This window comes from Streptomyces sp. NPDC041129 (genome assembly GCF_055592265.1).
On record NZ_JBVIYV010000008.1, the window covers coordinates 309,625 to 329,595 of the forward strand.

The following is a 19,971-nucleotide window of genomic DNA, read 5'->3' on the forward strand; positions in this document are numbered from 1 at the left end:
CCGGAGGAGCCGCACGCCGCCGCGCCCGGCGGCCGGTCCGTGCCCTGGACGCGCGCTGTCCGGACGACCTACCTGGCAGTTCCGTCATTACCGGACGGTACCCCCGATGTGGCGCAATTCGCTCGCCCGAAAACGGCGTTCTGCCACCATCAACGCCATCGAAAAACCGGCCATCGGCACTGCGGCGGGGGGCGTGGCCATGGGGCTGCTCGGCAATGACCTGGCGTTCGCGCAGTCTCTGTCCGCACAGGAGCGCGAGGGCGTCATGGCCCTCGGCAACCGGAAGCACTTCCCGCCCGACGCCCACCTCCTGACCGAGGGCGACCGGTCCAGCCATGTACTGATCCTCCTCGAGGGCTGGGTCACCGTCTCCGTCTCCACCGACCGGGGCGCCACCCGCCTGATACTCGGCCTGCGCGGACCCGGTGAACTGCTCGGCGAGATGGCCGCGCTGGACCCGCATCCGCGCAGCGCCACCGTGCGCGCCCTCGGCCCGACAGAGGCCCAGGTCATATCCGGGGACGCCTTCCGGCGCTTCCTCGCCCTGCACCCCCGCGTCAGCGGACTGGTGATACGCCAGCTCACCTTCCGGCTGCGCAGCGCCGACCAGGAGCGGTCCGCGCTCGCCTCCCTCACCGTCCTGCAGCGCCTGGCCGGCCGGCTCAGCGAACTCTCCGCGGCCGAACCCGCCGGCCCCTACACCCCCGCCGCGGCGGGCCGGCCCTCCGCCCTCCCGCCCGCCGGCTGCGTCGTGCACCTGGCCCAGGACGAGCTTGCCGCCACCGTCGGCGCCACCCGGGAGGCCGTCGCCAAGGCCCTCAGGCTGCTGCGCACCCAGCGCATCGTGCGCACCGGCAACCGGATGGTCGAGATCCTCGACCCGGCCCTGCTCGCCCTCCTCGCGGACGGCCATCACGAGTAACGCACCGCCCGCCGTGTGTAAACGGCTACAGACGGCCCCGCGTCCCGGGCCCGACGCTGTTGGGACGAGCACCGCATCTACGAGCGCACAGCACCGCAGGGGGCACGGGTGAACCACGACGCACCGGAAATCACCGAGGAACACTACGAGTTGGTGATCAGCGTCGACGCCAGACGGTCCGGGGAGTACGACGACGTCGACAAGCCGCGGATGCGCGCCCGGATCTACCGGGTGCTGGAGACGGCCTTCACCCACGCCTCGGTGCCCCGCGACGCCCTCCACCTGGAGGACCGCGGGGACGGTGTGCTCGTGGCGGTCACGGGACGCATCGCGGTGAGCCGGCTGCTCGGCCTGTGGCTGGTCGAGGTGCGCGAGAAACTGCGGGACGAGAACCGCGGTCTGCGCGTGCCGCTCGGACTGCGCATCGGCATGCACGTCGGCCCGGTCCGGCACGACGCCCGGGGCATCAGCGGACGCGCGGTCGACCTGGCCTGCCGGCTGGCCGACTCCGCCGTCGCCCGCCGCATCCTCGACGCCAACGGTGCCGACCTGGTCCTGGTCACCTCGCAGTCCCTGTACGAGGACGTGGTCAGCGGCGGCGGCAAGTTCATCGAGCCCGGGCAGTACTCGCGGGCCCGGCTGCGGCTCAAGGAGGGCGAAGTCACCGCCTGGTGCCATCTGCCGGGCCTGCCCGCCCCGGAGATCCCCGGCGACACCCCGTCCGGGGCCGCCGCCGAGGCGCCGCGGCCGGGGCGCCCCGGTCCGGCACCGGACACCGACGCCGCCCCGCCGCCGTCCGGCCCGGCCCGCGAGCGCCCGTCCGGCCACCAGTACACCGTGCACGGCGACATGTCCGAGCACCACGACAACGTCTACCAGCAGCCCGTGCACATCGGCCGGATCACCGACCGCGACGACGAGCGGCGTAAGGGCTGAGGCGCATGAGCGACGACAAGCAGCCGGACGCCCCGGCCGACGACGCCCCCGACAACCCCGGCCAGGACCGCTCGCCCGAACCCGAGGACAGGAAGGGCCACGACGAGCAGGCCCGCGACGACGACGGCAAGGCCGACGGCAGGCCCGGCAAGGACGACGACGCCGAGGACGAGGCCGCCGAGCGGGAGAAGGAACGCGAACGCGAACGGGAGCGCGCCGCCGGGCGGTTCAAGGAGTACACCCGCGACCCCCTCGCCGCGGAGCAGAACGAGGACGGCCCCACCGACCTCGCCGCCGCCGCGCGGGCCCGCCGCGCCACCCGGCTGCTGTTCGACGTCGGCCGCGACCTGACCAGCTTCGACCGCTCGTACTTCGGCAGCGCCCACATCGGCGACATCAACCTCCGTCTGGACGCCCGCCGGTCCGGCGGGAGCGTGCGCAGCGGGCCCGTGCCCGACGAGGAACTGCGCCGGCTGCGCCGGGTGCACGTGGAGCCGGAGGGCTACACACGGCTGCGCAACGCGCTGCGCGCCCGCCGGCTGCTGGTCCTCGGTGCCGCTCCGGGCACCGGGCGGACCAGTACGGCGCTCTCCCTCCTCGACGAGGTCACCACCGCGTCGGCCAACGGCGCCGACCCGGAACCCGGCACCGGATCGCGGGTGCGGCGGGTCGACCCGGACGGCGGCGTGCGGCAGCTCGCCGAGTCGCTGGACCACTCCCGCGGCGACGGCGAGGAGACCCCGAGCGGCACCGGCTACCTGCTGGAGCTGTCCCTGACCCGGCCCGGCGCGCTGCCGCCCGCCGAGATGGACCTCGACGAGCTCGCCGCGGCCCTGGACCGCCGCGAGGCCTACGCGGTGATCGTCGTCACCGTCGGATCTGCCGCCAACGCGCTGCTCGCCGGCCGGTACGGCATGCTCTGCCCGCCCGCGCCCACCCACGAACTGCTGCGCACCCGGCTGCTGGAGCGGCTGGAGCGCCACACGGCCACGGCACCGGACGACGGCCCCGGCCCGGCCGAACTGCTGGACCGAGCCGAGGAACTGTGGGCCCGCGAGGAGGTGGAGAGCGAAGTCGGGCTGAAGGACCTGCGCCCGGCGGAGGCCGAACTGCTCGCGTCCCTGCTGGCCGGCCATGTGCTCGGCGACATCTCCTACGAGGAGTTGCTGGCCGGCTGCCGGAGCCTGGCCGCGAGCCAGGTCCAGGAGTGGTTCGCCGGCGTGGACCGGGCACTGACGGCACGGCCCGCCGCCACCGGGACCGGTGCGGGGCGCCCGGACACGGCGACCCTGTTCCACCCGGTGGCGTTCCGGATCGCCCTGGCCGTGCTCGGCGGCGCCTCGCACAGCGCGGTGGCCGCCGCCGCCCACCTGCTGACCTGGGAACTGTCCGTCCAGTGCGACCCCGACAACACCCCGGCCCGCCCGCTGTTCTGCGACGACCCGGAGGCCGACCTGGCGCTCTCGCGCGCCGAGGTGCGAGACGGCCGGGTCGAGGTGGCCGGCGGCGAGGTCCCGGCCCGGCTGATCTGGTACCGGGGCACCGCCCTGCCCTCGGCGGTCCTGACCGAGCTGTGGGACCGGCACTTCCCGGTCCGGGCGCCGGTGGTGCGCTGGCTCAGGCTGCTCGCGGACGATCCGCGCTCCCAGGTGTGGATGCGCGCCGCGGTGGCCGCCGGCGAACTGTGCGTACGGGACTTCGACTTCGGCTACACCGAGCTGGTGCGGCCGCTCGCCGAAGCGGCCACGCCCCGCCGCAGGATCTTCGCGGCCACCACCCTGGACCAGGCCGCCGGCCACGACACCCACCGCGGGACCGTGCACCGGCTGGTCGGCGACTGGAGCCGCAACGGCACCAAGGCGCTGCGCTGGACGGCCGCGATGGCGCTGGGCTACGGCAACGCGGCGGCCACCATGGACGACACGCTGGACACGCTGGCCAGGATCGGGGTCCGCGACGACGGGGACCAGCTCGCGGTCGCCTCCTTCAACGTCGTACGGCTGCTGGCGCTGCCGGACGCGGACCAGGTGCTGGCGCGGATGGCCGAGTGGACCCACCACAAGCGCGAGCCGTACCAGGACCTGGGCCTCGTGACCACCGTGCGGCTGTCGCTGACCACGGTGGACGAGGTGCTGACGGAGGACCCCGACGCACCCCTGGCCGACCGGGGCGACTGGCCGCTGCCGCTCGCCCTGGCAGCCACCCGCCCCGAACTCGTCGGCCCCATGGCCGACCTGATGTGGACGGCGCTCAACACGGCCCGGGCCCGGGACGTGGCGATGGACGCGCTGGAACGTCTGCTGCGGTCCGCCGTCCGCAAGGACGGCACCGAGTGGACCCGGCCGGGGCTCGCGGCACTGCTGCCCGCACTGGCCACCGAGGATCACGACCAGCGGCGGCTGGACTGGCTGCTGCGCCACATGATGAACGACCCCGAGAACCCCCTCCCCGACGCGCGGGCGCGCGACCTGTGGTGGCTCGCCGTCACGCCGCGGCGGCCGGACCGCCGGGACCGGACGCGCCGGGAGAGGACCCGCGAGGAGGACAGGCATGGCTGAGGACGAGGACGAGACGGCGGCCGGGGGCCAGGTACCCGCGGGACCGTTCCTGCGGGAGTACGCACCGCTCGGCGCCTTCCCGGCGGCGAGCGCGCAGAAGGCCTCGGTGCTGTTCTACCGCAACGGTGGCTACAGCGTGATCACCGTCGCCGGGGTGCGGCACGTGGACAAGCGGACTCTGGCGCGGCCGTACAACGTCTGCGAGATCGCCCAGGGCACGCACGTCTCGCCGCTCCAGCTCGAGCTGCCGGCCGCCGGCGGCACCAGCTTCTTCAAGGCCGAGGTGGACATCGAGTGGGAGGTGACCGACCCCTATCTGGCCGCCGTCCAGGTCGTGACCGATGTCGCGGCCCGGCTCACCTCCCCGGTGCTGGAACGGCTGCGCGAGATCACCCTGACCTACCGGGTGACCGACGCCGAACAGGCCAACCGCGTCATCACCCGGGAGTGCGTCGGCGGCCGCTGGAGCGACCTGGGCGCTGAACTCGGCCTGCGGGTGAGGCTGTACGTCCGCCTCGGGGTGAACGACGAGGCCATCGAGTACGCGAAACAGCGGCGCGGGGCGCAGGCCGACGCCGAGGTCACCCGGGTCCGCCAGGACTCGTTCCGGCGCATGCTGCAGGGCGGTGAGCTGGAGCAGCTCAGCTTCATGCTGGCCGCCGACCCCGAGGGCGCCAAGGACTTCCTGGAGAAGATCCGCCAGGAGGGCCGGCAGGACGAGCGGGAGCGGGTCGACCGGCTCTACACCATGGCGCTCAGGGGCGAGCTGCACGCCGCGGACGTGGAGACACAGGTCCTCAACCTGCTCAACCAGGACCAGCGCCGCCCGCTCCAGGGGCCCATCGGCGCGGTGCCGGCCCGCCGGGAGCCGCGCGAGCTCGAACCCGCCGCCGAGGGGCCGTTCACCCCGGACTGGGTGTCGGACGAACCGCCCCGGCGGCAGTCCCACCGGGCCGAGTCGCACCGCGCGGAGACCTACCGGACCGAGACCTACCGCACCGAGTCCACCCGTGAGGTGCACCGCGCCGAAGCCCACCGGGAAGACGGCACCGTCACGGACGAACCGCCCTCCCGCCCCCGCCGCCGGCCCGAGCCCGATCCCGCGGACGACTACGACCGGGAGCCCGCCCGGGGCCGCGACCGGCGCCCCGAGCCCTACCCGGCGGACGACTTCGACCGGGAGCCGTCGCGGGGCCGGACGTACCGGCCGGAGCCCTACCCGGCGGACGACTACGAGCAGGAGCGCCGGCGCGCCCGGACGCACCGGCCCGAGCTGGAACCGGCGGACGACTACGACCGCGAGCCGTCCAGGGGCCGGACCTACCGCCCCGAGCCCTACCCGGCGGACGACTACGACCGGGAGCCCGCCCGGGGCCGCGCGCGGCGCCCCGAGCCCTACCCGCCGGACGACTACGACCGGGAGCCGTCGCGCGGCCGGACGTACCGGCCGGACCACGCCGACGACTACCCGGCCGACGACTACGACCGGGAGCCGCCGCGCGGCCGCAGGCGCCCGCGGGACGACGGCTGGACCTGGGCGGAAGAGGACGGATGACCGCCGAGGACGAGGCCGCCAGGACCTCCCCCGCCCCGGTCGTGCTCGTGCCGGACGGGGGTCGGCACAGCCACGACGGGGCGGGGGAGCGCATCGCCGAACGACTGCTCGACACGATCCGCGAAGACCTCGGACGAGCCGACTCGAAGGCCGCCGTGCTGCTGTCCGGGACGCTCGCGCTGCCCGCCTTCCTGCTCGGATGGCACGGCGCGCCGGACTGGCGCGGGCCCGCCGACGTGACGCTGGTCCTGGCCGCGGTGCTCTGGGCCGGCGCGGTGATCGCGCTGGTCGCCGCCGTGATGCCGCGCACCGGCACCCACCGCGGCCGGGACGGGGTCACGTACTTCGGTGACCTGGTGGCCGCCCGCGACCTCGCGGGGCTGGCCGCCCGGGTGGCCGAGGCCGGGCGCGACCCGGCCGGCTGGCTGCTCGTCCAGGCCGTCGACGTCAGCTCGATCCTGTCCGCCAAGTACCGGGCCATCCGCTGGGGCATGGGCTCGCTCGCCCTCTCGGCGGCGCTGGCCCTCGCCTGGGGCCTGACCCCGCGCTGAGCGGGTTCGCCAGCACCGAGCACTCCATGCAGAAACGAACGAGGAATCAGGGGACCGCCGTGGAAACAGTCACGGGAAGACGGCAAGCGCGATGGGGCGGGATGCGCCGCGCCGCGGTCGCGGCGCTGGCGGGGGCCGCATTGTCCGGCGCCCTCCTGGCACCACCGGGTCACGACCCGGCGCCGGCGGCGGACACGCGGCCGGCGTTCCCGGCGGTCAACTACGCCGTGGCCGTCGACGAGTCCGCGAGCCTCGCCGCCGAGGACATGAAGGCCGAGAAGGCCGCCGCCGCCCGGATCGCGCTCGGCGACGTCTCCTCCCAGTCCCATGTCACCGTCTTCGGTTTCGCCGCCGCCGAGTCCGACGGCCAGCGCGCGGTGGACCCGGTGTGCCCGCGGACCGCGCTGGACGCGGCGGGCCGCGACACCATCGGCGGCTGCGTCACCAAGCTGCGCGGCCGGACCAAGCGCCAGGGCACCGGCACCGACTTCCCGAGCGCGATACGCCAGGGCGTGCACGACCTCACCGACGGCACCGACCCGTCCCAGCCCCGTGTGCTGTTCCTGCTCACCGACGGCTACATGGACGTCAGCGACAGCCCCAAGTACGGCGACCCCGCGCACCGCGACGACGAGGGCGACCGGCAGCTCGGTCTGGCACTGAAGGAGGCCCGGGACGAGCACGTGCAGGTGTGGCCGCTCGGCTTCGGGGACCAGCCGCGCATGGACGAGCTGAAGCGGATGGCCGCCGGCGGATACCAGAAGGGGTGCGTCGACCTGCCGTCCGCGACCCCCGCGCCCAAGAAGGTCGAGCCGGCGGCCCTCGGCACCACCCTCGAGGACATCTTCGCCGCCGCCCACTGCCTGCGGCACGAGCCCGGACCCGACCCGAAACGGCCGCCGTCCACCCAGGAGGTCGCCATCTCCCCGCTGGCGACCGTCGGCAGCATCGTCGTCGACAAGGGCGACCCCGCCGTCGAGATCACGTACTACGACCCCAACGGCAACAAGGTGCCCACGCACGGGAAGTACCGCAAGTCGTCCTTCGAACTGGCCGGCGGCAGCGGTGTGGTGGAGGCGCTGAAGATCGTCGACCCGTTGCCCGGACCCTGGAAGGTGAAGGCCGAGGCACCCGAAGGACACCGCTCGCTGCCCGTCTCCGTCAGCGTGCTGTGGCAGGGCGAGCTGCGCGGCGCCATCACCATGGACCCGCCCTCCCCGCAGGCCGGGGACGAGGTCAAGGTGACCATGCGGCTGCAGACCCGCGAGGGCTACCAGATCAAGGACCCCCGTGACTACGACGGGCTGCGGGTGCGCAGCGCGCTCACCGGCGACGGATTCACCCCGCTGAAGCTGGACCTCACCGACGACGGCAGGACGGCCGACCCCACGGCGAGCGACGGCTCCTTCACCGGCTCCGTCCGCGTCCCGAAGGACGCCGACGGCGCCCTGAAGGTGAGCGCCACGCTGACCGCCGCCGGACTCAGCGCCGACACCCGCAGCGAGACCGGCGAGGTCGCCCCCGGCCAACTGCCCGTCACCACCTCGCTCGACCTGCCCGCCGCCGACGTCCACCCGGGCGCCAGGATCAGCGGCACCCTGGCCGTGCGCAACACCAGCGGCACCGCACACACCCTGCGGCTCGCCGTGGCCGACCTCCAGCCCGGGCTGCTCTCCGTCGGCCCCGAGCGGATCACCCTCGCGCCCGGCGCGTCCGGCACCCGGAAGGTGACCGTCGAGGTCGCCCCCGCGGGCGTCTTCGGCGACCGCCTCGGCGACGACGGGCTGAACCTCGCCGGCACCGTCACCGTCGCCGACACCACCGACCACGACCGGACCCTGGTACGCGCCCCGCTCTCCGTGCGGGTGACGCCCGAGCCGGGCTTCTGGGACAAGTACAAGTGGGTGATCCTGGGCGCCCTCGCCCTGCTGGTGGTGCTGGCCCTGGTGGCCGTGGCCTGGGTGCGTCAGAGGCGGGGCGCCAAGGACCCGTACGGCCTGACACTCCAACTGGTCGCGGAGGACGGCAGCGTCCTCTCCGAGCACCAGGCCGGGCACGGCCAGAAGCAGTGGTACGAGTTCACCGTCGCCGAACCCCACCGCAGCCCCCGCATCGAACGGCGCCCCCACGGCCCGTACGCCGTCCAGCGCAACCCCAAGGGCGGCGGAGCGGTCCTGCGCAGGAAGGGCGGTGGCCGGACCCTGGTGCCCGTCCGCGGCCCGGTCCCGCTGACCGAGAACCTGCAACTGGCCCTCGGCGAGGACAAACGCCCCCCGAAGCCGAAGCGCGGCAGGCGTCAGCCACCCCGCCCCCGCCCGGAGCCCGGCACCCCCGAGAGCAGCACCCCCAGCGCCTACAGCTCCTACGAATGACGCCAGGGGCGGGCGGGGAGCCCGATCGCCCCCCGCCCGCCCGGCGTACCGCACCGCACCGCGGCCACCGGGCCGTACGCACCACGCAGAAGTTCCCAGCACGAACCCGCGGCCGCCCCGGCCGCGAGCGGGGAGGAAACCATGAAGATCTTCCAGCCGATGCTCTTCGTCGGCCTGGGCGGCACCGGGGGACTGGTCGGCGCCGAACTCGAACGCAGACTGCGCACCGATCTGTGCGGGCCGGACGGCATGGCACTGACCCGGCAGAGCGGCCAGGCCCCCTACCAACTGCCGGACTGCCTCCAGTTCGTCTACGCCGACTACAGCGAGACCGACCTGCAGCGGCTGCCGCAGTTCAACGTGGACCCCTCGCTGCGCGCCGCGTACGCCCGTACGTCCCGTGCCACCCACCACCTGCTGCCGAACTTCGACAGTTCACCGGAAGTCACCAAGATGCTCCGGGCCAGCATGCGCGAGGAGGTGGCCGGCTGGCTCCCCCCCGTCATCGGCGAGCCCGAGGTCACCCCGCTGCACAACGGTGCGGGCCAGCTCCCCACCGTCGGCCGCGCCGCCCTGTTCGCGACGCTCCGCCACGGCCTCAACCCCGTCCTCGAGCCCCTGCTGCAGGCGATCGACGCCATCGCCAAGTCGGCGGGCGAACTCAGTGAGCTGGGCGGCGGCAGGGTCAGCGGCTGCGACGTGTTCGTCGCCTTCTCGGTGGCCGGCGGCACCGGCGCCGGGATCTTCCTGGACTACCTGCACCTCATCAACTACGCGTTCCAGGTGCGGCGGTTCGACGGCGTCAAGATCTACCCGCTGGTGGTGATGCCGTCCTCGTTCTCCGCCGCCACCGGCGGCGGACGCGAGGCGGAACTCAACGCGGCCCGGGCCCTGGTGGACCTGTTCCGGCTGGTGGACCGGCAGAACGCGCCCACCGAGGGCGCCGAGATCGGCGACCTCGACCACGACGCCGGCTTCGCCATCCGCTACCCGGGCACCACCCCGGTGCGGCTGCGCACCGGAATCCTCCCCACGGCGTTCCTGTTCAGCCCCACCGCCGGCATCCGCGCCGACGACCTGCGCCGTTCCATCGTCTCCCTGATGATGTCGCTGATCGGCACCGAGCTGGGCGACGGCCGCTCCCGGGGCCGCAAGACGGCCGCCGACGACGACTACCAGACCTTCTCCGCGAGCTTCATCAACCGTGGTGTCGCCCGCAGTTCGCTGTCACCGACCGGCATCGGCCGGCAGGGCGTCTCCACCAGCCTGGTCGCCTCCATGACCGCGCCCATGGACCAGCTCGCCGACCTGGTCGCCGGCCGGATGCTGCGCGAGGCGGTCACCGAGCTGGTGGAGCGGCCGAGAGCCGCCCTGCGCGGCGACAACGGCGTGCTGATGATCCGGCAGCTCTTCGCCGACTCCCACCTGGAAGAGCTTTGGGAGCGACGGCAGTTGCCGGTGCCCGAGCCCGAACCGCTGCCGCGCGGCGGCAAGAACGTCGAGCAGGCGCTGGGAGAGCGCATCGGCGACATGCAGCGACAGCTGGCCGCCCTGCGCGCGGACGCCGAGCACCAGGCCGCCGTCATGGCCGACCGGTTCGCCCCGCGCCCCGCCATCGAGAAGCTGCTGCAGAGCGCCGACCCCTTCCTCGCCGAACGCGTCGTGCGCGGCATACCCGACAGTGATCACGGGATCGTCCGGCTCGGCTTCCTCGGCATGCTGGACAGCCGTGCGCGCGCCCCGCAGCGCCCGGCGGGGGTCACTGAGCAGCCGCCCAAGATCCCCCGGATCAAGGGACAGCTGGCCGGCATGGCGCCGGCCCGCTGGGGCGACGAGGCCGTCCAGGCCGCGATCCGGGAGCAGGACGCCTGGTACGAGTGGCGCTGCAGGCTGATCTGGCACGAGGCCTGGCGCGATCAGCAGCAGGTCTGGCAGCCCCACGCGGACGCGGCCGGAGCCGACCTGGACCGCCTGGTGCGGGCCTTCCGCAGCCACGGCGACCAGGAGCGCAAGGCCTCCGCGCAGAAGGGCCACGAGCTGTACGAGGACCGCACCGGCATCTCCTACCTGCTGCCGCCGCAGCGCACCATCAACCACTTCTACGAGGACGTGGTCGCCCGGCTGATCCGCCGGGAGGGCCTCAGGGAGACCGACTACGAGGCGGCTCTGCTGCTCAAACTGGTCGACGGCGACACCTGGCGCCGCGTCCACACCCGCAGCCGCCGCGACCCGGACGGCGCCGTCGCCCAGGTCAAGGGACAGCTCGAGGCCCGCATCACCCGGCTGTTCGCCGAGAGCGGCACCCATCTGGAGGAGCGGCCGCTGCTGCCGGCCATGGGAACCCTGCTGTCCGCCGCGGCGGGCGACCAGGATGCCACCGACCAGGTCAGCAAGGAGGCCCTCGACCTGTTCGGACGCAAGCTCGCCGGGCTGCTGCCCGTCGGGTTCACCCCGGAGGGCACCGGACCGCTGCGGGTCCTGGTCACCCACCCCCGGGTGCAGGCCGCGGAGGAGGTGCAGGAGTACCTCGGCAAGACACTGCGGCTGCCCTCGGACGCGAAGAACCACGTGGAGTACCGGGCGGTGGAGAGCGACTCGATCACCGTCGTCCTCTTCCGCAGCGAGATGAGCCTCACCCAGGTGCCCGAGGCCCGCAAGGTGCTGCGCCAGTGGGCCCGGGCGAAGGAGTCCGAGCAGGCCCAGGACGTACTGCGCTGGCGTCAGCGCCTCGGCCACCGCGACAGCTGGATGGTCAGCAGCGAGGAGGACCGGCGCACCATCCTGCACCGGCTGCTGTGCTGCATGTGGAACGGCCAGGTGGACGTGGTGGACGGCGACCCGGCCTCCCCGGAGCGGGTCAGGCTGCGGCTGTTCCCCGAGGCGGGCCCCAACGTGCCCGGCGTCCGGCTGCGCCTGGGCGACTTCCCCGGCGGGGTGTCGAGCTGGGCGGAGCTGCTGCGGTCGTACGAGCGCTGGACGGTCCTCGACGACGAGCGGACCGTCGAGGACTACTGCCGTGAGCTGATGGGGGCGCAGCCGCTGGGTCTCGCCCGGACCGGCAGCGAACCGCATCCGCTCTTCGTCGACCTGGTCGAGAAGATCGCCCCGCGCCAGCTCGAGCTGCTGGCCGACCGCCGGGAGCGCGGCGGCGAGCGGGTCGAGGGCTGGGTGCGGCCGCTGTGGGAGTTCTGGGCGGAGACCCTGCCGGCCGCGCTGGACAAGGAGTTCGGCGACCAGCGAGCCGTCCAGCCGACCCTGCGTACCCTGCTGGAGCACGTGCGCGGCGGAGCGCCCGGGCGGCCCCGGGGCAGCGGGGACGTCCCCGGGCCCCGGCGTGCCGCCACCGAAGACGACGACTGGGGCACCGCCCCCGTCTCCTCCTACGACACCCACCGGGGAGCGGCCGACCGGGAGGACCGGGACGGCGGCGACGGGACCCGCCCGCGCGGCTACGACCGGCCGTACGCGGAGGAGCGCCCGTACGCGGAGGAGAGCCCGTACCGTGACGAGGGGGCGTACGGCGACGAGCGGCGGCGCGCCGAGGACCGCGGCGCCCGGCTCCGCAAGGACGACGACGAGGGCTGGGCCGACCCGCAGGGCGCCCGCCGGCGCGGCTACGAGCGGGCGTACGGCGAGGACCGCGGCGGCCGGCGCGGCACCGACGACGAGGGCCGCGAGCCCTGGGGCGAACGGGAAGCCCGCCGGGACGACCGTTCCCCCGCCGGGAGCGATGCGGAGGAACGGCCGCGCCGCGAGGACGCGCCGACGGTGCCGTGGGACGACTCCGCGGGCCCGGGAACGTACGACGGCGGCGACGAGCGCGACCGGTCCCGCCGCAACCCCTGGGACGGTGACGCGCAGTGAGCACCGCTCAGGACTTCGCAGCCGTCGTCCACCTGGACCTGCGCGCGGGCGCGGCGGAGCTGGACAGCGCCCCCGCCCTGCGTGCCCGGGTGGCCCGGCAACTGGGCCGGGCCGGGCTGCCGGAACCCGACGACCCGCTCTTCCTGGTGGTCGACACCCCGGCCGGGCTGACCGACCACCAGCTCCAGTACGAACTGCTCACCGGCTACCGGGCGGTGGGCGAGGTCAGGCTCCTGGTGCTGCTGGTCGGCAGCGCGCCGGGCTCGTACGCCGGCGAGGACGAGGCGTTCCAGCCCGACCGCAGGCTGGTGCGGCCCGCCGTGCTGCGGACCTCGGGCACCGGGCTGCTGTGGGCCGGTGACCTGCGCTCGGCGCACACCGCGCTGGAGCAGCCCGCCGCCGACGACCCGGACGCGCTGGCGGTCCTGGTCGACGTGCTGTCGGTGCCCGACCTCTACCGGGGGGTGCTGGGGGCGATCGGGTCGCTGCCCGAGGCCGTCGCCGCGCCCGGCGTGCGGCTGCTCGAGCAGGACCTGCCGCCCGAGGTGCGCGACCGGGCCTGGCGCGACGCGCTCACCCGGTTCGCGGGCGAGGACACCGAACTCGCGCCGGACGTGCTGCTGACCGCCTCCTCCGGAGCCGATCTGCCCGAGCCGCTGCGCCGCCTGGTGGCGGCCCGTGGCGGCCGGGACCAGCGGCACCGGGAGCCCGGCGGGGTGGCCGACGACGCCCACCGCGCCTGCGCGGAGGCCCTCGACCACGCCGAGGACTCGCTGGCCGGGCTGCGGAGCCTGCCCGGGCTGCTGCGGCCCGGCCGCCGGGACGCGTTCGAGGCGGACGTCGACCAGGCGCGCCGGGCGCTGGACGAGTACCGGGACCTCGTCGGCACCGCGCTGCGCAGCGGCGGCGCGACCGCGTCCCCCGCCGAGTCGGCGGCCCGGCTCACGGCCCTCGGCCTGCGGGTGCCGTCCGCCGAGGGCATCGGGGAGCGGATCGGCGAGGGCCTGAGGGAGTTCGCCGGGAAACTGCTCGGCCAGGCACTGCCCATGCGGTCGGTGGCCCAGCGGTTCACCGGACTGGCCGGGCGGGTGGAGCCGGTTCCCGGTTCGGCGCTGCTGCCCAGGCTGACCGCCCTTCCCGGCGCTCGCGGCGACGCGCGCACGGGCGCCGCCGCCACCGGTGCCGGTGCGCGGCGGTCCGGCACGGCGGACGGCGCGGCGGTGCCCGGCCTCCTGGTCGCCACCCCGCTCGCGGCCGCCGCCGGGCTGCTAGGCGCGCTGTGGCGGGGACCGTTCACCCCGCTGGCGCTCCTTATCCCCCTGCTGTTCGTCGGCATGGCGGAACTCGGCAAGGCCCGGCTGCGCGGTGCCGGACGCCCCGGCCGCTGGGCCGTCGCCCCGCGCGTGGCCGCGTTCGCGGGCGCCGGGGCCGGGGTGGCCGTGGCGTACGCGGCCGGACCCCCGCCCCTGCTGGGCGGCGCCGCTCTGGTGGCCGGGTCCGGCGTCGCGGTGGAGACGGTCCGCCGGCTGTGGCGCACGGCGGCCGCCGCCTGGGCGCCGGGCCGTACGACGGCCGAGCTGCGGCACACCCTGGACCGGCTCGACGCCCTGCTGGCCGAGGCGGTCGGCGAGCACTGGGCCGTCGAGGAGCGCCTGTACTGCGCCGACGCGGCCCGGTCCGTCGCCGGCATGCTGCGCGCGACGGCCGCGGCCGCCGAGGCCGAGGCGCTGCCCGAGGCCGAGCGGTCCGAGATGCCCGGCGCCTTCACCGCGCCGGACGCCGGCCCGGCCGCCGAGGACGACTGGCTCACCGGCCCGTCCGCCCTGGAGACGGACGACGCCGGTCCCGACGACGCGGAGGGCGACTGGGCCAGCGTGTACGCCTGGCAGGACGGCCCGGCCTGGCAGGACGGGCCCGCCTGGGAGGAGACCGCCGGGGACGAACGGCACGCCGAGGGGCCGGAGGAGAGCCGGGGGAGGACTCCCGGCGCGTCCCGCGGCGACCGTGCCAAGGGGGTTCCGCGCTGGCTGGAGCGGGACAGCGGTGAGGGCGGCCCGGAGCTGGTCGCCACCCTGGCCGCCGATCTGACGGACGCCGCCCTGGAGGCGATGAAGCCGTACTGGGGGGCCGTCGAACGCGGCCAGGCCGGCGCCCTCGCCGTGCGGCGCACCGAGGAGCGGGTCCGCGAAGTGCTGTCGACGGCCCGCCGCCACCTCCAGCACAACGGGGTGCTGGCCGCACCGCCGTTCGCCGCCGCCCGACGGGTCCGCGCCACCTCGGCGAACCTGCTCGGCACCGACCCGCACCGGCCGGCCGAACTGGTCGGCGCGGAGACCGACCGGCAGTCCGTGGTGCAACTGTCCTCGCCCGAACAGGGCACGCTGCTCAGCCGCGACCCGGCGGCCGCCGTGTGGCTCAGGTTCGCGCCGCTGGCCGTGCGCGACGAGGTGGAGAAGGCGTGGCGGTCGAGCGGTTCGGCCCAGCCGGAGGACGTCCTGTGGACCTCCTCGGGGCGGTACGCCGGCCTGGTGCGGCTCACCCCGCTGCGGATGGGCGTGGTGGACACCGTCCGGCCCCGCTACGGCGCAGGCCCCGACGACGGCACGGACCCGTACGGCCGCCGAACCCCGGACGAGCCGAGGAACCCGTACGACCGCCCGTGCCCCTCCGTCCGGCAGGACTCCTACGGCCGGCGTGACTCCTACGACCGGCGGGACTCCTACGACAGGACGGACGCCCACGACGGGACGGATTCGTACGGGACGGATTCGTACCGGGCGGACTCCTACGCGTACGACCCGCCGTCCTCGGCGTACGAGCAGGCGACCCCGTACGAGCAAGCACCCCCCTACGACCGTCCCGACCCGGACGACCGAGGGGACGGCGACCGCTGGTGACCCGCACCCCGCACCCCGGCCGCATGCCCGTGCACGGGTACGGCCCGGTGCACGCGCACGAAGGAGAGGACCACCGGTGACCAGCTCGCCCTCGGACAAGCTCGCGTTCACCCTGCCGTCGGGCCGGCGCCGCGTCACCCCGGCCCGCTTCGGACCCGAGTCCCGCCGTGACCGGCTGCTGCCCCAGCTCATCCGCAACTGCGTGCTCGACGACGAGGGCCAGCAGTGCCTGCAGGTGCGCCTGGGCACCGCCGAGGCGGCCAACCCGGCGGCCCGCGCGCTGCTGGACACCGAGGCGGGCACCGCACTGCACCTGCACCGCGTGCTCGACGACACGGAGTACGCGGCGCTCTTCCCACGGATCATCGGCTACGAACCGGACGCCGCCGAGCCGTTCCTGCTGTACGCGGCACCCCGGGGCGTCCCCGCCGCGCGCACCCACGTGATGGCCGCGACCGACCAGCAGCGCCTCACCCGGGACCTGATGCTCGCCCTGTGCCTCCTGGCCGACCAGGGCCTGGTGCCGCGTGGCGTGTCGCCCGCCACCGTGCTCTGGGACGGCGCCCGGGTCCAGCTCTGGGGGCTGGAGGCGATGACCCGGACCGGACGGCCCCGGGTCCCGTGGGGCCGGCCGCCCTTCTGCTCGCCCGAACAGCGCCGGGGCGAAGGGCTCGCCGACCCGCGGGACGCGGTGTGGAGCGCCGCCCAGGTGCTCTACCGGCTGGTGACCGGACGGCCCGGACCCGCCGACCGGGCCCCCGCCGATCTCGGCGAACACCGGGCGCTGGACCGGGTGTTGCGGCAGGCCTTCGCCCCGCGCGCCGCCGACCGGCCCACCCCCGCCCAGTTGCTCGAACTCCTCGCGCCCGGAGCGGCCCGCCGCGTCCGGCTCACCCTGCCCGCCGACGAGGAGCGCCCGCACCGGGAGGCCTTCGAGGAGGCCCTGCGGCTCAAACGGCAGGCACCGGTCGCCCGTACCGACGACGGCAACGGCGCGGCGACAGGCCCGGGCAACGGCGAAGTGCTGTGCCCCTACTGCCTGGAGGCCATCCAGCTCGACCTCGGCAAACTGTTCGTCACCGACAGCAGGATGCAGTACAAGCCGCTGGACCTGGCCGGTATCGGCAACCCGGTGCGGCGGAACGACATCATGCGCGGCGCCGTCCAGAAGTGCACGGCCGACCCGGACTTCCCCGAGCACTTCATCCCGGTGCCCTACCTGACGTACGGCCGCCCGCTGACCGTGGCGATGGTCGGCCAGTCCTCCACCGGCAAGAGCCATCTGCTGACCCAGATGATCGCGGCCGTCACCGACGGCGGGCTCGAACCGTTCGGCCTCAAGTGGCAGTCCGTCAACCCCGAACAGCACGCGCGGTTCGTACGGGAGCGGGTGCAGCCGCTGCGCAGCGGCCGGGTCCTGGACCACACGGCGGCCCTCGGCCTGGACGACTTCGCCCGCTTCGAGGAGTCGCTGCTGATCACCGACGCGCGTGGCCAGGTGCGCCCGGTGGCCTTCTTCGACCTCGGCGGCGAGGACCTCGTACGCACCGACGCGGCGCTGCGGTTCCTGCTCGGGGTCGACGCCCTGATCTTCGTGGTCGACCCGGCGCTGGCCCTGCCGCTGCCCCAGCTCGACCACGTCAGGGAGCGCCTGGACGTCGAGGTGAACCGGGACGGCGACCTTGCCTTCGGCACCGTCCTTGACCGGCTGCCGAAGAACGGGGCGTACCTGGACGTACCGGCCGCGATGGTGCTCGGCAAGGCGGACCTGCTCAGGTTCCAGCCGCCCGTCGACCGCTGGCTGGCCCGGCCCCCCGCCACCGCGCTCGACCCCGCGCCGGTCCGCGAGGAGAGCCGGGACGTGTACGGGCTGCTGCGCCGGCACGCCGGCCAGGCCTGGCTGCGCCCCTTCGACGCGATCCGCCGGTGCACCCTGCACATCGCGTCCGCCACCGGGGGACAGGAGACCCACGGCCGTTATCCGGCGGGCGCCGGGCCCCGGCGGGTGCTGGAGCCGCTGCTGGCGCTGCTGGCGATGCACGGGCTGATCGACGTGCCGGGCGGCGCCGAGGCGCTGGCGCTGGGAGAGGCGCCCGTGCTCGAGACGGTGCCGTGGGAGGAAGCGCAGAGAGCCGGGGGATCCGGGGGATCCTCCGGGGGAGGGGAACATCAGTGAACGGCTTCCAGGACCGGGGCACGGTGCACCAGGTCGTCTTCCGCTGGGATGGCAACCACGGCCGTCAGGGCACCGGCATGAGCGCCGTCGCCCACTCCTGCCCGCCCGAACGGGCCGAGCGACTGGGGAAGGAACTCGGCAGGCTGCTCTGGGTGTCCGGCGCGGCGGCGGCACGGCCGAGCGTGGTGCGCACCGTGTCCCGCGACGGCGACGTCATGCTCGTCCAGCGCTGGCCCACCACCGACCGGGGCGGCCGGCCGTCCACGGTCAGCCATGTCCTCTTCGGCGATCCCCGGGCCCTGATGACACGCCAGTGCCTGGGCCTGGCGTACCGGGGCTGGGGGCCCCAGGAGAGGGCCGAGCAGGCCAAGGGCCCGCAGTCCGTGATCGACTGCGCGGAACTCGACGAGGTGGCGCTCAGGCGGCTGCCCGGCATGCTGGACGCGCTGCCGAGCGTCGAGCACGCGCTGATCCTGGCCACCGCCGAGCTGCTGCGCGATCCGGCCCAGCGGGTGTCGCTGCTCCTCGAGGAGAAGACACCGCGCGACTGGCCGGACCCGGACCGGGTGCCGCTGGTCTACCTCGGGTTGTTCCTGATCTTCGGCTCCTGGCTCCACCAGGAGTGGACGTTCGCCACCTACGACACCGTGGACACCCATCCGCTGCGGCTGATGTCCGTTCCGCGCTGGGAGCCGGACACGGGCACCTCCGGCCCGCTGGCCCGGGTCATGGGCCGCCGGCCGGCCGAGCCAGGGCTCGAACACTGGGCGGCGGCCCGGCTGGTGGAGCACCTGCTCGCCAACCCGGACGCGCCCGCCGGTGCGCCGCAGCTGGTCGACGAACTTGCCGACGGCGCGGCCCTCGACTGGGAACGACGGCGCGCGCGGCTGCGGGACATCCTCGGCACCGGCCGCCCGGCCGCCCGCCCCCGGCACCAGTCGGAGCCCGTACCGGTACGCGAACCCGAGCCCGTACCGGTGAGCGAACCCGAGCCCGTACCGGTACGCGACGCCGAGCCGCCACGCGAATTCGCACCGCCACGCGAATTCGCACCGCCACGCGAATTCGCACCGCCACGCGAACCGGCACCGTCGCGCGGACCCGCGCCACTGCGCGGGCCCGAGCCGCGTCCCGTACACCCTTCCGAGTCTCCGGCCCGGCCCGTGCGCGCCGCCGAACCGGTCTCCCCGCCCCGGCTCGTACGCGCCCCCGACCCCGCACCCGTACCGGAGTACCCGTACTCGCCCGAAGCGGGTCCCGCCCCCGCTCCCGTTCCCGGGGGCTCGACCGAGTACGGGACCGGCGGGCCACCGGCGCTGTCGCTGCCCGACGGTTTCGACACCGCGCCCGCGGTCTCCGCCGTGGCCCCTCCGGGTGCCCCGGACGCCGGTGGCCTCCACCGCGAGCTGCGCGGGCACCGGCGCGAGGACGCCATGGAGCACCGGTATCTGGTGGCGGAACTCGGCAGGCAGTCCGACGAGGTCCTGCTGGACGAACTCCGCTCGGGCCAACTCTCGCCGGACGCCCTCGACCTGGTCCTCCACGAGCTCGGTAAGCCGCCCCGCCTCCAGGCGCGCCGCACGGAGACCCGGCACGCGCTCTGCGCCGAAGTGCTGCAGCGGAACCTGTACTTCGCGCCGCAGTCGCCCGGCACCGAGCCCACGCTGTCGAGGACCGCGACGGCCGAGCGGGCGGCCCGGGTCTTCCAGTGGGCCGTGGCGCCGCTGGCCCGGGACGAACGCTATCTGCGCGATCTGCGGGAGCTGTTCTACGGCATGAGCCGGGACCGTCACGCGACCACGGGCAACTGGCTCTGGCAGACCTTCGTCGAGCCGGAGAACGGACAGGTCCCCGATCTGCCACCGGTCCTGTGGAGCCAGCTCCTGCGGGACGCGTTCCGCACCGGCGCGGTCTCCGCCGTCCCGCCGGCACCGCCCACGGTCCGGCCGCCCATCGCGCAGCCGGTCCACCGGACGCCCCCGGACTCCTCCGATCCGCCGGTGGGCACCGGGCCACCGTCCTCCGCCCGGGCCCGGTTCGGCGAGCTGGCGAGCAACCCCGGCTGTGTGATCGGGGGCCTCGTGGGCCTGATCGCCGTAATGATCGCGATCGTGCTGATCCTGGTCTGAGGCGGAGGCGG

General features: G+C 74.9%; 10 protein-coding genes. All 10 read left to right on the top strand.

Going from position 1 to position 19,971, the window contains the following annotated elements; translation table 11 throughout:
• Positions 1 to 199: 199 nt before the first annotated feature.
• The 10 genes from ACZ6B1_RS25345 to ACZ6B1_RS25390 all read left to right on the top strand — a co-directional run bounded on the left by ACZ6B1_RS25345 (position 200) and on the right by ACZ6B1_RS25390 (position 19,960).
• A complete protein-coding gene (locus ACZ6B1_RS25345; RefSeq protein ID WP_468782106.1) occupies positions 200 to 922 on the top strand; it encodes a Crp/Fnr family transcriptional regulator in 723 nt (240 codons plus the stop codon).
• A gap of 108 nt (positions 923 to 1,030) precedes the next feature.
• Entirely contained in the window at positions 1,031 to 1,858 is an 828-nt protein-coding gene (locus ACZ6B1_RS25350) for a nucleotidyl cyclase domain-containing protein (RefSeq protein WP_468781957.1), read from the top strand.
• A gap of 5 nt (positions 1,859 to 1,863) precedes the next feature.
• Complete coding sequence (locus ACZ6B1_RS25355) at positions 1,864 to 4,416, top strand: hypothetical protein (RefSeq protein ID WP_468781959.1); 2,553 nt, start codon at positions 1,864 to 1,866, stop codon at positions 4,414 to 4,416.
• Positions 4,409 to 5,971 carry a hypothetical protein gene (locus tag ACZ6B1_RS25360; RefSeq protein ID WP_468781961.1) on the top strand — a complete coding sequence of 521 codons (1,563 nt, stop codon included), beginning with the start codon at positions 4,409 to 4,411 and terminating at the stop codon, positions 5,969 to 5,971. Before ACZ6B1_RS25355 ends, ACZ6B1_RS25360 begins: the two co-directional genes overlap by 8 nt.
• Positions 5,968 to 6,522 (top strand): Pycsar system effector family protein, encoded by a 555-nt coding sequence (locus ACZ6B1_RS25365; RefSeq protein WP_468781963.1) that lies wholly within the window; start codon positions 5,968 to 5,970, stop codon positions 6,520 to 6,522. Before ACZ6B1_RS25360 ends, ACZ6B1_RS25365 begins: the two co-directional genes overlap by 4 nt.
• Before the next feature lie 101 nt (positions 6,523 to 6,623).
• Entirely contained in the window at positions 6,624 to 8,894 is a 2,271-nt protein-coding gene (locus tag ACZ6B1_RS25370; RefSeq protein ID WP_468781965.1) for a VWA domain-containing protein, read from the top strand.
• A 141-nt stretch (positions 8,895 to 9,035) separates the two neighbouring features.
• Positions 9,036 to 12,758 carry a tubulin-like doman-containing protein gene (locus ACZ6B1_RS25375; protein ID WP_468781967.1) on the top strand — a complete coding sequence of 1,241 codons (3,723 nt, stop codon included), beginning with the start codon at positions 9,036 to 9,038 and terminating at the stop codon, positions 12,756 to 12,758.
• On the top strand, positions 12,755 to 15,655 hold the full coding sequence (locus ACZ6B1_RS25380) for a hypothetical protein (RefSeq protein WP_468781969.1): 2,901 nt from the start codon (positions 12,755 to 12,757) through the stop codon (positions 15,653 to 15,655). The genes ACZ6B1_RS25375 and ACZ6B1_RS25380 overlap by 4 nt, the downstream gene beginning before the upstream one ends.
• 76 nt (positions 15,656 to 15,731) lie before the next feature.
• Complete coding sequence (locus tag ACZ6B1_RS25385) at positions 15,732 to 17,831, top strand: hypothetical protein (RefSeq protein WP_468781971.1); 2,100 nt, start codon at positions 15,732 to 15,734, stop codon at positions 17,829 to 17,831.
• Positions 17,828 to 19,960: an RAD23 family protein gene (locus tag ACZ6B1_RS25390; protein ID WP_468781973.1), complete on the top strand. Its 2,133-nt coding sequence runs from the start codon at positions 17,828 to 17,830 to the stop codon at positions 19,958 to 19,960. Before ACZ6B1_RS25385 ends, ACZ6B1_RS25390 begins: the two co-directional genes overlap by 4 nt.
• Positions 19,961 to 19,971: the final 11 nt, after the last annotated feature.